Here is a 13,440-nt window from a genome sequence, read left to right on the forward strand (position 1 = left end):
CTGCTCCAATCCTCAACGCCTCCGCATACCGCTCGAGCATCGCTTCGAGCGGGTGGGGTCAGGTGTGGAAGGTGGCTATTGCGGACCAGAGGAGGGGGGAGTGGTGGATGGCGCCGGTTTCGCGCCAGGTGGTGAGGCGGGTGCGGTGCCAGGTGGTGAGGGGGAGTAGGGGGTTGGGGTGGTCGTGGGCGGTGTCGATGGCGCGGATGAGGTCTTGTAGCGGGGTGGCGGTGGTGGCGCCCGCGAGGCGTTGGAAGGCCAGGTCGGTGGGGAGTGGCCAGCGGGTGGCGGTGACGAGTTCGGCGCCGCCGTTGATCATGGCGGCGATGAGGCCGAGCGCTTCGGTGAAGCGGAGGTCGCCGCCGCTTTCGCAGGCGATCAGGGCGACCCGGCTCGGAATCGGCCAAAGGTCCGGCCCCGCAACCGGTTCTGGGTCCAGGGTGTGCGTGCCGAGCAGGAGGTCCTTGGCGGAGAGCGGGCGGTGCGCGCGCAGCGGTTCGGCGAAACCGGTGGTGTCTGCGGTGCAGGCCAGGTGTAGTTCGGCGTTCTCGCTCTGACCGGATTCCGGGGTCGCGGCCGTGACGTGACCGACGTAGATCAGCCGCGAAGCCCCCGCGCGGAGCGTTTCGGAGAGCCACGCGCGATCCAAGTCGGTGCGTCGGAAGACTTCCACGGGATCTGCCACCACAGGCCGGAGGCGTTGCCCCGCAATGTGTTCGGCGACGCGCTCGGCCAGCGGGCCGGTGCCGTCCATCCGCCCGAGGACCGAACCGAGGGCGGAGTCGGCACGAAAACCCGGCACCCGCGGATCGAGGACCGCCACCACGGGCAGCTCATGGTCGGTGGCCCAAGAGCGCGCGCGACGATCCGGCGCGTGCACTACACCGGCGGGCGCGAGCAGGCTGACGTCGGCGAAATCGACGAGCCGCAAGGCGGGATCGGGCGCGATGATCTCCCACGGCACCTGCGCCACCCGCGGCGAGGGTTGCAGCCGGATGTGCGGACGGACTCCGCGCGTGTACAGCCCGTGCAACTGCTCCGCGAGGCCGTACGGCAGCAGCGCCCGAGAAAGCGACTGTGCGAGTGCGTATTCCGCATCGGGCGAGGCGAAGGCTCCGGCCGTGAGGGCGTGCTCGAGCCCGCCGGGCACGGTGGGGTTCGGCAGCGCGTCGGTCAGCGCCCGCACGGCCTCCGTGATCGGATCACCCGGCAGCATCGCGGCGCCGCGCGGCGCGGAATCGTCCTCCCACCGCCAGGACATGTAGACGTCACCGGCATCGGCCATCCGTACTACGACCGTCGGTTGGTCGGATGTCGTCATGGTCGAGCCCCATGGCCCTCGCGCCGTGCTGACCCAGGCCGCCGACCAGTCGCGCCGCGAGTCCACCGCACCCGCGCGCGGAAGTCCGACCATGCGCCGCGACCCGCCGCCGATCCGGCCTGCGTGGTCGCTGCCATCGACCGGGCCTCGTCTCTCGGTTCACTCATACCGCCAGCACCCGTCCCTCCCGTACCGCGCGCCCATAACGCCCCTCGGCGGCGGCGATGTACTCGGCGAGCGCGATGTGCCCGTCGGGCGCGACTGCCAACCGTGGCGGTGGCGCTACTCGCAAACCCGCCGCGGCGGCGACCTTGGCCAACGCCGATCCGAGTTGGAGCGCGGAATCACCTACCGACGGGGAAGTCTCGATCGGCGACAGCGGTTCGAGCGGAAGCTGGGGACGGGGTTGGTGGTCCGTCGCCTCGACATCCAAGGTGGTTCCAGCGCATTGCGTTTCGATGAGATCCGCGATGAGCGGTCCGTCGCCGCAGAGGTAGGCGAATCGGAACGCCAAACGCATGGCCGGGTCGGCGATCTCGCGATTCCACTGGGCGCGCTGGTTGCCGTTTGGCAGCGTGTATCGCACGGCGTCGATGGCGATCGCCGCGGGCACGGCGACATCGCGCGCCAGCGCCAGCAGCTCGGGTGTCGGCGAGTCCACGCTGTCGATGAGCGCCTCCAGCAGCACGGCGTGCCAGAAATCGACCTGCGCGCAGTGCAATCCGAGGCCGCGCGAGGCGTACGCGTCGAACGCGGCGGCGAGCAACTGCTGCCCCTCGTCGACACGGAACCCTTTGAACGCCACCGTCGCGAGGCGGGTCTGCACCGCGGCGACGTCCAGCGCCGCGCCGGACGCCTCGAAGCAGGCCAGGCTGCGCCGGTACAGCGCCTCGGCCTGTTCGTCGTCGCGTTGTTCGGCGACGAATCCCATGATCCTGAGCCCGACTCCGGCGCGATACTCGAGTCCGGCCTGTTCGAAGTACTCCTGGCTCGCCCGCAGCGGCTCCTCCGCCGCCTCGAACCGGTCGACCCTGGTGTACAGCGTCGCGAGATTCTGCTGGGTTTCCGCCACCGCGTTGCGGTCGCCCGCCGCCTCGAACGCGGCCAGCGCTTGTTCGGCGAAGTCGATGCCGAGTTCCCTGCGTCCGGTCTCGAAGTACGCGCCCGCCAGGTTCATCAGCGGATGACCGGCGAGGTGCGGCGCGAAAAGCTTCGCGACGTCGAGTGTTTCAGTGGCGAGTTCGATGACGCGCACCCATTGGGCCCGGTGGAACGCGACCGCCGTCAGCGAGAGCAGGCACGGCACGCGCAGCGCTCCGAATTCGGGATTGTCCGCGAGCAGCGCCCTGGCCTGCTCGAGCGCCGCTTGCGCGTCGTCGAGTTCGCCGAGGTGCTGGAGCGCTTGCGAGTAGTTGACGAGCGTAGACGCGCGCTTCTCGACGGCGTCCTCGGGAATCTCCGCCAGCGCCGACCGGAATCGGACCACCGCGCCCGCGTGGTCGCCGAGCTCGTCGCACATGCTCGCCGCGTTCACCAGCGCGCTGACCCGCACGCCGTCGGAGGTGGTGCTTACCGCGTGCTCGAAGATGCGCAGCGCCTCCGCGACCTCACCACGCTGATAGGCGGCGGCCCCCTCGTAGAGCAGTTCCAGGCCTGGCGGCGCTTCGTCACTCATCAGAAGTCCGAATCCGTTGCGGCGGCGCTGGTCTCCGCGAGCAGCGCGTCTTCGTCGCCAGCCCCGGCACGGCCGAGCCGAGCGATCGCGAAATCGCGAATACGTTGCCGCTCTTCGCGTTCAGCAGCGCCCAGCTCCGCAGGGCCCACGCCGGGAACGTAGACCCGCACCGCGGCGACTTCGTCCGACGAAACCGACGCCGCACCCTGCCAGGTGTCGCCGAACAGCTCGAGTTCCGTGTCGACCACACCTGCCGCGGTGTCGAGTGACGCACGTGGTCGCAAATGCGCGGGCGCGGTGATCAGTTGGGGAGCGGCCACCGCTCGAACCCGCACGAGCGTCGCGCCCTCGGCCCTGGTCAACTCCCAGGACACCGCGCGTTCGGAGGCATCGACCAAGCCGGGCGGGCAACGCCGCCAATCCCACCCGCTGCTGCCTCGCCCGAAGACCAGCTCGCCGTGCCGTGCACCCGGCCCGGCGGCCAGCGCGTAATCCGCTGCCCGGCCGAGCGCGGCGGAGGCTGCGGTCACCGGCTCGAAGTGCGCGTCTACGCCGTCCACCAGCGACTCGCATTCTTCGGTGAGCGTAGCGATCTCGGTATCGAGCAAGCCCTGATCGAGTGCCGGAATTCCGTCGATGGTGGACGCGGGCCACCATCGGGCCGCCCAGTGCGCGTAGGCCAGCCGCCTGGCCCGGGTCACCAGGGCGGGTAGCGCGGGCTCGGCCGGGAGTTCACCGGTTCGCTTGTCGGCGACGGTCAGTGCGACGCGTTCGCCGTAAACGGCCCACAACCATTCCTGCGCGACGTCGGGGTCGTGCAGCACGGCAGCCGGTACCTGTTCGTCGGCAAGCAGGCTCCAGCTGAGATGGCCGCCGAGCACCTCCAATACCAGGGTGTCCAGCGCGGGCGCGTCATCCAAAACCGTTGGCGCGCCACGAGTAGCGACGGTCCAGATTCCATTCGACTGTTCGCGCACGAGCACCGCGTTCATCAGCTCGCCCTCGATTCCGTCGAACCGAACTCTCCCGCGACCGCATTCGCGCTCAGCGCGTTCTTCACCTTGGTGCGGTGATCGAGGATGACCGAGCGGGCCACGCCATCCAGCAGATCCCACAGCTCATCGGGTTCTTCCACCGGAGCCGCGCGAACATCGCGTCCGTGCAACCGAACCCAGAGCCGTCGCAGGTAGGGCCGCCACGGTGTGCGGAGTTCCGCGGCGATCTGCGCTAGCGGACCGCTCGCTTCCCCGGCCTCGTGCACCGTCAGCCGCCGCGCTTGCAGCACATAGGCTTCCCGCCGCCAGCGGTTGTTGATCGCCTGATGCGCCGCAGTTTCGCGGGCTACCCGACCCGGTGCTACGACCTGCCAGGCACCGCGTGCGGTGTCCGCTGCGCCGCTGGCGTCCTGCCGCGTGCTGTCTGCCGCGCTACCCCGATCCGCCTCAGCGACGCTCCGCGCACCGCCGGGATCCGGCCGGGTTACGTCGTTCGCGCCACTGTGTTCCGCCCGCGTTGTGTCCCTTGCGCCACCTCGATCCGGCCGCGTGGAGTATGCCGCGCCACTGTGATCCGTATGGGAGGCGTCTGCTGCGCTGCCGCGTTCCACTGGCGGGGCGCCCGCCGCATGGTCGCGATCGGGCCGCATGATGTGCGCTGCGCCGCCGCGCCCCGACCGTTCGGCCATCGCCACGCCGCCCCGGTCCTCCGCCCGTGCCGCGTCGGCCAAATGGCGCACCCGCCCGACGCTCTCGCCCGACATCACGCCGAACGGCGAAAGCCCCAAGGCCAGCGCGGCTCCGGTAGCAGCAGCCACCCGCAGCGTCTCGTCCAGCAGCGCCCACGGCGCACAACTGCGGGCGATCTCGTCGGTGACCAGCTCCGGAATCGGCGGTAGCTCAGCGCGTTCGCTCGATGCCTGCAACACCGTGAAGACCCGTTCGTAGATCGTGCGGTCGAACGGCAGCCCCAGATCCGCCTTGGATGCCGACGCGCCGAGCGCGGGCGGGTGCGGCAGTGGGTGTGCGGTGAGCCCGAGTTCGTTCGCGCTGTCGCCGGATGCCCTGTGCCAGAGGTCGATACCGGAATGGGTGCCCGCGTGCGCCGCGACGAGGCGGTTCAGTTCTGGCTGACCGTCACCGGTCACCCGACTGTTCGCGCACGTGTCGAGCAGCTCCTCGAACGCCGCGGTGTGGTCACCGCCGACCGCCCCCACCGGACGCCGCCGCCAGGCGATCTCGATCAACCCGCCCAACTCCCGAGCCGTCTCCGCGTCGGTGAGATGGTCCTTGAGCGCCTGCGTGGTTCGGCCCGCCGCGAATTCGTGGATATCGCGTAGCGCGGCCTCCGCGGACTGCCGGTCTCGCACCGGATCCGGGTGCCCCGCGGTCGTCGCGAGCTCGAAACAGCGCTGGAAGTAGAGATCCTGGGGATTGCCCTCGGTGATGCGCAGCGCGCGGCGGACCTGTTTGAGCAGCGTGAACCAGGCGGCGGTGGCGCGCAGCACGTCGGCGGCGGCGTATATCCGGGTGGCGAGCAGCGTCGCGCCGTCCGCGGTCAGGATCGCGCCCGCGCAACTCGGATGCTGCACGGGCCGGATGACCAGCGGGTCGAGCACGAGTTTGACGGTACGGCGCAGCGGTCCACCCTGTGGGCCGCTGAGTGCTTCGACACCGTCGAGCTTGCGCCACACCTCGTCGAGCACCATGGCGCGCGGTCGTCGCATTCGACCAGGTTAACGGACCTGTGGTCGGTTCGGGCCGCCGAAACCTGGGATCGGTAGGCGGCGCGCGATTCCTACCTTTCTCACAACGGCCTACACGGGGCCGGACCAACCGAGACAGACAGGAACAGATCACCATGAACGCCAAGAACTTCCGCATCGGCACCGCCGCCCTCGCCGCCCTCGCGCTCACCGGCTTCCTCACCGCCTGCGGTGACGACTCCACGAAGAGCTCGCCCGCGACCTCGCAGCAGACCACCGCCGCCGCACCCGCGGGGCCGGCCTCCGGCAAGTCCGCGGCGCTGGTCGACGGCAAGGCGCTGAACGGCACGTTCGACACCACCTGCGCCAAGCAGGGCGACACCCTGGCCCTCGCGCTGACCGACAACAACAACGCCACCTACGGCCAGCTGTCGGTCAGCGCCACCATCACCGGCGACACCGTGCAGGCCGTCGGCATCGCGGGCAGCCAGGGCGGCTCCTCGGGTCTGCCCTACGCGGTCGGTTACGGCAACGGCCAGCCGGGCGGTTCGGCGAAGCTCGTGAAGGACGGCAACACCTTCAAGGTGACCGGCGAGGGCGTCGGCGCTCCCGACCTGACCAACCCGCTCGCGGGCCCCTCGACCTCGACCTTCGACATCACCTTCGCCTGCTCGACCATCGTCGGCGCCTGACGGTCCGACTGCTCGGCTCCCCGTCGTCCCGCGAGCCCGGCGCCACCGAGGGGTGCGCCAGGACGGGACGACGGGGTGGCCCGGAACTCGGAACGTCCGACCGACCAAAATCCAAGGAGCACACCATGGCAACCAAACTGCGCGCCGCCGCGATCGTCTTCGGCCTCGCCGCGATCGGCCTCTACCTCTGGCAGGGCCTCACCTACGAACCGAGCAGCCCGTGGGAGCCCGGCTTCACGGCCTGGCTCAACGGCTTCATCGCCCTGCCGATCGTCGCGTTCACCCTTGTGGTGATGGTCTTCGCCTTCACGGGTGAGGGCATCATGTCCGCCTTCACCGGCCTCAACACCACGGAATTTCGCGGCGGGCTGCTCGGCATCGGCACCGTGAAGTCGTTCCGGCAGACCGGGTTGACCGTCAACGACCAGCCGCAGATCCGCATCGAATTCAGCGTCGAGGGCGTGGACGGCAAGGTCTTCGACTCCGCCGCGAAGATGATCGTGCCGCTCACCGAACTGGCCCTGCTGCGCCCCGGCGTCGTGCTGCCAGTGCGCTACCTGCCGGACCGCACCGACAAGGTCGAGGTCGATCTCTCCGGCGACAGCGTCGAGGCGCAGCGGGTGATGAACGAATCCATGATTCGCAAGGGCTTCACCACCAAGGCCAAGCTGGACATCGCGGCGCGCGGCATCGCGGCGCAGGCGGTGGTGCAGTCGCTGTCGGTGCCCGGCGAGATTCGGGACGGCTACTCCAAGGTGGTGATCGGGCTCGCCGTCACCAGGCCCGACGGCAGCACCTTCCGCACCAGCGCCGAGAAGTTCCTGCCACCGGCCAGCGTGGGTAACGTGCAGGTGGGCAGGATCGTGCAGGTGCACTACCTGCCGGAGAACGAGCAGGAGGTGGTCATCGCGGTTCCGGTGAACGCCTGAGACGTGGTCGGCTGTTCACCTGGGTGTTTCCTGGGAATAGCCTGCGACGTTTACCGTGCGGCCGACAGCCCAGAGCAGGAGTGATCGTGACCTTGAAACCACTCGCCCTCTTCGTGCAGCACGACGGCCGCTCCGCGCGCGCCGCCGTGACCTGCGAGTACAAATGCGCCAACGCGTGCTTCCACGAGACGCCCAACACCTCGGGCGGCGAGTACTTCGGCGACATCGTCAGCTCACTGAACCGGCGTGGGCTGATCAAGGGCGGCGCGGCCGCGGTTCTCGCGGTCGGCGCCGCCTCCGCGCTCGCGGCCTGCGGCGACGACGAGGCCGCAGGCTCCACCGGAACCACCCCGGCCGGCCCGCCCGGCACCGGAACCAACTTCACCGCGGTCGCGCCCAACAAGGAAGACGCCGTCGTCGTACCGGAGGGCTACGAGCAGTCGGTCGTGATCCGTTGGGGCGACCCGATTTTCGCCGACGCTCCCGCCTTCGACTTCGACCGGCAGACCGCCGCCGCGCAGGCCGAGCAGTTCGGCTACAACAACGACTTCGCGGCCCTGCTGCCCATCGAGGGCCAGGCCAACAGCTACCTGCTCGTGGTCAACCACGAGTACACCACCGCGCCGCACATGTTCCGCGGCTACGACAAAGCGAACCCTTCACCCGAGCAGCTCGCCATCACCATGGCTGCGCACGGCCTGACCGTCGTCGAGGTCGAGGGCGAGTCCGGCACCGGCAAGCTGACGCCGGTCTTCGGCAAGTACAACCGCCGCATCACTGCCACGACCGAGTTCACCCTCACCGGCCCCGCCGCGGGCAGCGAGTTCGTGAAGACCTCCGCCGACCCGACGGGCACCAAGGTGCTCGGCACCTTCGCCAACTGCGCGGGCGGCGTAACACCGTGGGGCACCGTGCTTTCCGGCGAGGAGAACTTCCACGGCTACTTCGCCAACGGCGACAAGCCCGCGGGCGGTGACGCCGCTGTCGCGCGCGCCAAGCGCTACGGTTTCGCCGCGGGCGCGACGGCCAACCTCTGGGAGCGGGCCGACAAGCGCTTCGACTTGGCCCAGGAACCCAACGAGGCCAACCGATTCGGCTACGTCGTCGAGATCGACCCGTGGGACCCGAACTCGACGCCGGTCAAGCACTCGGCCATGGGCAGGCTCAAGCACGAGGGCGCGAACATCTACGTCACCAAGGGCGGCGACGTCGTCTCCTACACCGGCGACGACGAACGGTTCGACTACATGTACAAATTCGTGTCGTCCCGCAAGGTGCAGTCCGGCACCGGCGCGGCGAGCAGGCGGCACAACATGACCATCCTCGACGCGGGGACGCTGTACGTCGCCAAGCTCACCGGTGACCACGCGGACAAGATCGACGGCACCGGAGCCAAGCCGTCGGACAAGGGCTTCACCGGTAAGGGGCAGTGGATTCCGCTGCTGGAGACGAATGCCGAGGGCAAGGGCAAGTCGCTGGTCGACGGCATGACCGCCGAAGAGGTCGCGGTGTTCACCCGGCTCGCGGCCGACAAGGTCGGCGCCACGAAGATGGACCGTCCGGAGGACTTCGAGGCCAACCCCTACACCGGCAAGGTGTACGTCGCGCTGACCAACAACGACAACCGCGGCAAGGAGGGCAAGGCGGGCGCCGACGAGGCGAATCCGCGCAACCTCAACAAGAACGGCCAGGTTCTGGAGATCGACGACGATCACACCGGCACCGAGTTCACCTGGTCGCTGCTGCTGGTCTGCGGTGACCCGAACGCGGCGGACACCTACTACGCCGGGTTCGACAAGACCAAGGTGAGCCCGATCTCCTGCCCGGACAACCTGGCCTTCGACCCGTACGGCAACCTGTGGATCTCCACCGACGGCAATGCGTTGAAGTCCAACGACGGTCTCTTCTCGGTGGTGCTGGACGGCGCGAATCGCGGTGAGACCAAACAGTTCTTGACCGTGCCGCGCGGCGCGGAGACTTGCGGTCCGATCGTCACCGAGTCGCGGGTGATCGTGTGCGTGCAGCACCCGGGCGAGTCCGACGACGCCACCCCCGAGAACCCGTTCTCGCACTGGCCCGACGGGGGTTCCGCGCAGCCGCGGCCGTCCGTCGCGGTGGTGTGGAAGAAGGACGGCGGCCGGATCGGCGTGTAATCCGCTCTGTCGCAGAACTTTCGGTACTGCGACAGCCGGAGACTCTTCGCCCCCAGCCGGATCGGACGGCTGGGGGCGTTCTCTCGTTCAGCCACCCATATTGGCGAATCGGGCGAAATCCCCTTGGGCGCCGCTGTATACGTTCAGATCGGTGCGGCCCGCGATACCGGGGATGCTGCCGCTGTCGGTGGTCTGCCAGAACGTCCAGGTCGGCCAGCCGCCGGGGACCTCGGGTTGTGGGTTGTCGCGGTAGTCGGCGATCCACAGCGGATAGCGGGTGAACTCGCTGGTATTCGCCATCGCGGTCTTCCAGAAGTTCGGATAGGTGTAGATGATCGGCACCCGGCCGGTCAGCACCTGCACCGTGTTCAGATAGCGGTGCGTCCAGTTGATCAGCGCCGCGGGGGAAAGACCGCCGGAGTGCTCGAGATCGAGCACCGGCGGCAGGTCCAGCGGACCGTTCTGCCCGAGCACCGTCGCCGCGTAGAGCACGGCCTGCGGTTCCGGCGGCAGCTGCGGTCGCGCGTAGTGGTACGTGCCGCGCGCGATGCCCGCCGCCCGCATCAAAAGACTGTCCGGAACGAAGTAGGGATTGATGTAGCTCAGGCCCTCGGTCGCCTTGACCATGGCGAAGTCGTGGCCGGACCGTTTGACCGCGAACCAGTCGATCAACCGGCCGTCGATGTGCTGCCAGGACGAGACGTCCGGCCCGACCGGCGCGGCCGCCGTCTGCCCGGTCGCCGAAAGGATGCTGCCCACCACGATCGTGGACAACGCAAGACTGCGGGTCGTTCTCCAACGAGTGCTGTCCATGCCCTTCGACCTTAGGCGGCCGCCTCGTCTTCGTTCACCCGCCGCGCCGTGGTCCAATCGCAGGAGAGAATACCTCGAGTATGGGGGGTATACTCAAAGTATGAACGGGCCTACCACGGTAAAGGTGTCCAGCGAGACACGGGATCGTCTAGCTGCTCTCGCCGCGAAGGGCGAGACGATGGAGGAGGCGATCCTGAAGCTGATCGACTCCTACGAACACGTCAAGACGCGGCAACGGCTCGCGTGGGAAGCGCGTCTGGCTCGGGCGGAAGCCAATCCGGTCGCGGTGGCATGGGCGGAGCAGACCGTGGCGGACCTGGTCGAACGCGCCGAGCAGCGACAGGCGGGCCGCCGGTGACGGGATACGTGTTCGACGACACCATTCTCGACGCGTACGGCCATGGCAGCGACAACGTCGCTCGCTTGATCGCGGGCCTCGATGGTCGGCAGATCAGAATGGCGGTCCCGGCGATCACGCTCGCGGTGGCGCAGGCGGCGCTCTCGGACGAGCAGTGCGACGACATCGACGGCGTCATAGACAGCCTCGAGCACGTGCAGCTCGACCCTCTCGTGCACACCGATCAAATCACCGAGTTGTCCCGTGTGATCGGAGTCTGCGGCAGTCCACCCGATTCCGCTGCCGCGCACGCGATCTACGTGTCGAAGCGTCTCGACTGGCCGATCGTGACCGTCGACCGTAAGCGGTGGGCGGTGCTCGAGGAAGGCTTGCCGTGGCCGCTCGAGCTGGTCGAACTCGCTGAGCCAGAGCAGGCGAACTAGATGGAGGCCGAGGCTGTCCGTCGTAGCCGGCCGGGGCAGACAGCGCGCGCCGCCGGTGTCCTCAGCCGAGCCAGTCCAGGACCGAGGCGGCGGTCCACGACTGCTGCATGCTGCCGAGCGGTTCGCCGGTGAAGGGTTCGTAGTACTCCGCGAAGCTGCCGTCGCTGGCCTGCCGCAGCCCCTCGGCGCGCAGCATGAAGGCGCGTTCGGCCCAGCCGCGGCGGGCGAAGACCCAGGAGAACAGCCAGCTCATCACCGGCCACACCGGGCCGCGCCAGTATTCGCGCGGCCGGAAGTCCTTGGAGACCGGAGAGGTCGAGGGCGGCAGCGCGTAGCGCAGGTCCGGGTGGCCGCAGTAGCGCGGGCCCTCGAACAGGCGAAGCAGGCTGCGTTCGGTGTCGCGCGGCAGGCCGCCGCACAGCAGCGGAGCGAAGACCGCCAAGGTGTCGGTATCGATCCAGCGCTGGAGGCGCACGTCGAAGTCGCGGGCCGCGCCGGTCCGCGCGTCGGCGGTGGCGACGACGCCCGCGCGGAAGCGCTCGGCCCACGCGTAGAGATCACGCACGTCGGCGTGCGGCTGTCTGTATTCTTCGCCGATGTTGGCGAGCACCTCGCAGGCCAGGGCGAAGACCGCGGTGACGAACACGTCCTGCACGGCGAAGCTCATGGTCGAGGCCAGTTGGTAGTCGTCGTATCCGGCCCGACGCATCTGCTCGACCAGCCAGAGGTACCTGTCGTACTCGCGGTCGGTGGGACGCTGCGTCGGATCGGAGACGACGAGCACGTCCTCGCGGCGGTAGGCGGGCAGGTCGCCGGGGACGACGTGCTCGTAGGCGCGGTCCCAGCGCGGCGAGTTGTCCATGCCGGACTCCCAGCCGTGGTACAGCGTGATCCGGCCGTTCTCCTTCGGATCCCTGGCGTGCGCGAGCCAGCGATGCCAACGCACCAGATCCGGCCAGCGGCGGTTGAGGAATTCCTCGGCGACGGCCCTGGTGCTCCGGCCGTGGCGCCGGGAGTGATCGAGGATGCGCTGCACGGCGATGGCGTGCACCGGCGGCTGGGTGATGCCGGAGGTGTCCGGTCCGTCGGGCGCGTTGGCGGCCAGCTTGCGGCACTCCCAGCGGGCCGGGCCGGGGAAGTAGCCGTCCACGCCGTTGGCGAACACGATGTGCGGGATCATCCCGTTCTTCCACTGCGCCGAGAGCAGCGTGTCCAGCTCGACGACGGCGCGCTCGACGCTGAGCGGCGCGAGTCCGACCGCGACGAACGCCGCGTCCCAGCTCCACATGTGCGGATACAGGCGCGGCGCGGCGCTGGTCATCGTGCCCAGGTCGTTGCCCCGCAGCAGGTAGGCGGCGCGCGCCGCGAGCTGAGTTGGGGTGAAACCCGGATGTGCCATCCCCCTATTCTGCGATCCGACGCGCAGATATGCCCGATCAGCGGCGGTGGGTTGCGTCGCAGCGCGGCGCACCGGGTGTTCGGCGGATCTCACTCTCGCATGCCCCGTCTGTGGAGATTGTTACCGACGTATGCGTGCATCGCTACGAATCGGCGCAGTGCTACGGATTCGAGGTCGGTTTCGGCGCGCCGACTACGGTGGGGCGCATGAACACCGCCGTCACCAGCACACCGAAGCCGACCGCGTTGATCACCGGAGCCAGCCGCGGGCTCGGTGCGGCCATCGCCCGCGAACTCGCGCCGGGACACGAGCTGCTGCTCGGCGCGCGCTCGAAAGACGCGCTGCGCGACATCCTCACCGAGCTGCCGGAGGCGGCGGCGTGGCCGGTGGAGCTCACCGATTACGAGGCCGTCGCCGCGGCGGTCGGCGCGGTCGAACGGCTGGACGTGCTCGTGCACAACGCCGGGATCGCCGATCTCGGCACCATCGCGGAGTCTTCGGTGGAGCAGTGGCGAAACACCTTGGAGGCCAACCTCATCGCCGTCGCCGAACTGACCAGGCTGCTGCTTCCCGCGTTGCGCGCGTCGAACGGCCATGTGGTGCTGATCAATTCGGGCGCCGGGTTGCGGGCCAACGCTGGCTGGGCTTCCTACGCGGCGAGCAAGTTCGGGTTGCGCGCCTTCGCCGACGCGCTGCGCCTCGAGGAACCCGCGCTGCGCGTGACCTCGATCTTCCCCGGCCGCATCGACACCGACATGCAGCGGGAGATCACCGCGAACGAGGGCCGCGAGTACCGGCCGGAGGAGTTCTTGACCCCCGAGACGGTCGCGGCGGCGGTGCGGCACGCCGTCGAGACACCGCGCGATGCGCACCCGACCGAAATCGTGCTGCGGCCCATCGCCCGCTGAACCGACACGGTTCGGTGGGCGGTGTGCCTCCCCGCCGTCGGCGCGGCTTGCGCGGCCGCAGCTGACGAC

General features: G+C 69.2%; 12 protein-coding genes. 6 read left to right on the top strand and 6 right to left on the bottom strand.

From position 1 onward, the window contains the following. Positions 1–58: 58 nt before the first annotated feature. The 4 genes from ABZV58_RS02720 to ABZV58_RS02735 form a co-directional block, all read right to left on the bottom strand. Positions 59–1,321: a hypothetical protein gene (locus ABZV58_RS02720; RefSeq protein ID WP_354998435.1), complete on the bottom strand. Its 1,263-nt coding sequence runs from the start codon at positions 1,319–1,321 to the stop codon at positions 59–61. Between the two features lie 163 nt (positions 1,322–1,484). After that, a complete protein-coding gene (locus ABZV58_RS02725) occupies positions 1,485–2,996 on the bottom strand; it encodes a tetratricopeptide repeat protein (RefSeq protein ID WP_354998436.1) in 1,512 nt (503 codons plus the stop codon). After that, positions 2,996–3,988 (bottom strand): hypothetical protein, encoded by a 993-nt coding sequence (locus ABZV58_RS02730; protein WP_354998437.1) that lies wholly within the window; start codon positions 3,986–3,988, stop codon positions 2,996–2,998. The genes ABZV58_RS02725 and ABZV58_RS02730 overlap by 1 nt, the downstream gene beginning before the upstream one ends. Further along, complete coding sequence (locus ABZV58_RS02735; RefSeq protein ID WP_354998438.1) at positions 3,988–5,718, bottom strand: hypothetical protein; 1,731 nt, start codon at positions 5,716–5,718, stop codon at positions 3,988–3,990. Before ABZV58_RS02735 ends, ABZV58_RS02730 begins: the two co-directional genes overlap by 1 nt. 134 nt (positions 5,719–5,852) lie before the next feature. On the opposite strand from ABZV58_RS02735, the gene ABZV58_RS02740 reads away from it, so the two are divergent. The 3 genes from ABZV58_RS02740 to ABZV58_RS02750 all read left to right on the top strand — a co-directional run bounded on the left by ABZV58_RS02740 (position 5,853) and on the right by ABZV58_RS02750 (position 9,471). Then, complete coding sequence (locus ABZV58_RS02740) at positions 5,853–6,389, top strand: lipoprotein LpqH (protein ID WP_354998439.1); 537 nt, start codon at positions 5,853–5,855, stop codon at positions 6,387–6,389. A 125-nt stretch (positions 6,390–6,514) separates the two neighbouring features. Next, positions 6,515–7,318 carry a hypothetical protein gene (locus ABZV58_RS02745; protein WP_354998440.1) on the top strand — a complete coding sequence of 268 codons (804 nt, stop codon included), beginning with the start codon at positions 6,515–6,517 and terminating at the stop codon, positions 7,316–7,318. A gap of 86 nt (positions 7,319–7,404) precedes the next feature. Beyond that, the gene (locus tag ABZV58_RS02750; RefSeq protein WP_354998441.1) at positions 7,405–9,471 is read left to right on the top strand and encodes a PhoX family phosphatase; all 2,067 of its coding nucleotides are present in this window, start codon (positions 7,405–7,407) and stop codon (positions 9,469–9,471) included. Positions 9,472–9,558: 87 nt separating this feature from the next. Here ABZV58_RS02750 and ABZV58_RS02755 read toward each other — a convergent pair whose 3' ends face one another. Further along, positions 9,559–10,284, bottom strand: a complete 726-nt coding sequence (locus ABZV58_RS02755) for a glycoside hydrolase family 25 protein (RefSeq protein WP_354998442.1) — start codon at positions 10,282–10,284, stop codon at positions 9,559–9,561. Positions 10,285–10,384: 100 nt separating this feature from the next. Between ABZV58_RS02755 and ABZV58_RS02760 the strand changes: the two genes are divergently transcribed. Both ABZV58_RS02760 and ABZV58_RS02765 read left to right on the top strand, forming a co-directional pair. Continuing rightward, the gene (locus ABZV58_RS02760) at positions 10,385–10,642 is read left to right on the top strand and encodes a hypothetical protein (protein ID WP_354998443.1); all 258 of its coding nucleotides are present in this window, start codon (positions 10,385–10,387) and stop codon (positions 10,640–10,642) included. After that, positions 10,639–11,064 carry a hypothetical protein gene (locus tag ABZV58_RS02765; protein WP_354998444.1) on the top strand — a complete coding sequence of 142 codons (426 nt, stop codon included), beginning with the start codon at positions 10,639–10,641 and terminating at the stop codon, positions 11,062–11,064. The genes ABZV58_RS02760 and ABZV58_RS02765 overlap by 4 nt, the downstream gene beginning before the upstream one ends. Before the next feature lie 61 nt (positions 11,065–11,125). Here ABZV58_RS02765 and ABZV58_RS02770 read toward each other — a convergent pair whose 3' ends face one another. Continuing rightward, positions 11,126–12,463, bottom strand: coding sequence for a glycogen debranching protein (locus ABZV58_RS02770; protein WP_354998445.1), 1,338 nt, complete (start codon positions 12,461–12,463; stop codon positions 11,126–11,128). A 206-nt stretch (positions 12,464–12,669) separates the two neighbouring features. On the opposite strand from ABZV58_RS02770, the gene ABZV58_RS02775 reads away from it, so the two are divergent. After that, complete coding sequence (locus ABZV58_RS02775; protein WP_354999011.1) at positions 12,670–13,371, top strand: SDR family oxidoreductase; 702 nt, start codon at positions 12,670–12,672, stop codon at positions 13,369–13,371. The last annotated feature ends 69 nt before the right edge of the window (positions 13,372–13,440 follow it).

The organism is Nocardia sp. NPDC004654 (assembly GCF_040609595.1).
Classification (GTDB): domain Bacteria; phylum Actinomycetota; class Actinomycetes; order Mycobacteriales; family Mycobacteriaceae; genus Nocardia.

Excerpts from the sequence above, each read along its gene's own strand:
- ABZV58_RS02760 (WP_354998443.1), top strand. The coding sequence starts at position 10,385 with ATGAACGGGCCTACCACGGTAAAGGTGTCCAGCGAGACACGGGATCGT.
- ABZV58_RS02775 (WP_354999011.1), top strand. The coding sequence starts at position 12,670 with ATGAACACCGCCGTCACCAGCACACCGAAGCCGACCGCGTTGATCACC.
- ABZV58_RS02735 (WP_354998438.1), bottom strand. The coding sequence starts at position 5,718 with ATGCGACGACCGCGCGCCATGGTGCTCGACGAGGTGTGGCGCAAGCTC.
- ABZV58_RS02730 (WP_354998437.1), bottom strand. The coding sequence starts at position 3,988 with ATGAACGCGGTGCTCGTGCGCGAACAGTCGAATGGAATCTGGACCGTC.
- ABZV58_RS02755 (WP_354998442.1), bottom strand. The coding sequence starts at position 10,284 with ATGGACAGCACTCGTTGGAGAACGACCCGCAGTCTTGCGTTGTCCACG.
- ABZV58_RS02725 (WP_354998436.1), bottom strand. The coding sequence starts at position 2,996 with ATGAGTGACGAAGCGCCGCCAGGCCTGGAACTGCTCTACGAGGGGGCC.
- ABZV58_RS02720 (WP_354998435.1), bottom strand. The coding sequence starts at position 1,321 with ATGACGACATCCGACCAACCGACGGTCGTAGTACGGATGGCCGATGCC.
- ABZV58_RS02745 (WP_354998440.1), top strand. The coding sequence starts at position 6,515 with ATGGCAACCAAACTGCGCGCCGCCGCGATCGTCTTCGGCCTCGCCGCG.
- ABZV58_RS02770 (WP_354998445.1), bottom strand. The coding sequence starts at position 12,463 with ATGGCACATCCGGGTTTCACCCCAACTCAGCTCGCGGCGCGCGCCGCC.
- ABZV58_RS02740 (WP_354998439.1), top strand. The coding sequence starts at position 5,853 with ATGAACGCCAAGAACTTCCGCATCGGCACCGCCGCCCTCGCCGCCCTC.